Raw genomic sequence first — 691 nt, forward strand, 5'->3', positions numbered from 1 at the left:
ACGGCCCGCACGCCGATCACGTCGCCCGTGGCGAACGCGATCGTGCCGCGCGGGCCCGCAGCCGTCACGAACCTGGTCGGCTCGGCGCCCGGGTCGCCCAGCAGCCGCGCGGTGTCCAGGACCGGGACGGCGCCGCCGCGGATCACGGCCACGCCCAGCAGCGCGCCCCCGCCGCCGGCCAGCGGCTGGACCGGCAGCGGCCGGACGGTCTCGACGACGGCGGCGAGCGGCAACGCGCACAGCAACCGGCCCACGCCGAAGACGAGCTGATCCTGCATCCGCGTCACCCCGCCCAGTTGATCAACCACGCTGGCCACAGGATATGACGGCATACGCGGCAAATGATCGGTTTGCCCGACCTCGGACGGGGAAATAGGGTCCGACGGCCCACCGGTCGGCTCGCCTCCGTCAGCCCGCCGCTCCGCCGCGGAAATGCCGGGAGTCCTCGGACACGCACGAGTTGGCACCGGCGCCCGCTCCCGACAGCGGCGTGTCGCGCCAGCCGCGATCGGTGTCCAGTCACCGCCGAGGTCGGGTGGTAACGGAATTCGTGCGCCCGCCGCGATGCAGAGCGGCGCTCCTTGCCGGGCGCCCTAGGGCGTGCAGCTGCTGGGCCACGTCGGCCTCGGCCGAGGTGCCTGGCCCACGGCGGACCGTGGCTCGAACCGGCCGCCCCGGCCGAGGTGCCTGG

Annotated in this window: 1 protein-coding gene; it reads right to left on the reverse strand. The window is 74.8% G+C overall.

The window, feature by feature from the left end; all coding sequences use genetic code 11:
* On the reverse strand, positions 1-308 hold a 308-nt coding region (locus ABD352_RS25975; protein WP_344615092.1), incomplete at its 3' end, for a chemotaxis protein CheW.
* Positions 309-691: the final 383 nt, after the last annotated feature.

It is taken from the genome of Dactylosporangium salmoneum (assembly GCF_039532525.1).
Taxonomy (GTDB): Bacteria; Actinomycetota; Actinomycetes; order Mycobacteriales; family Micromonosporaceae; genus Dactylosporangium; species Dactylosporangium salmoneum.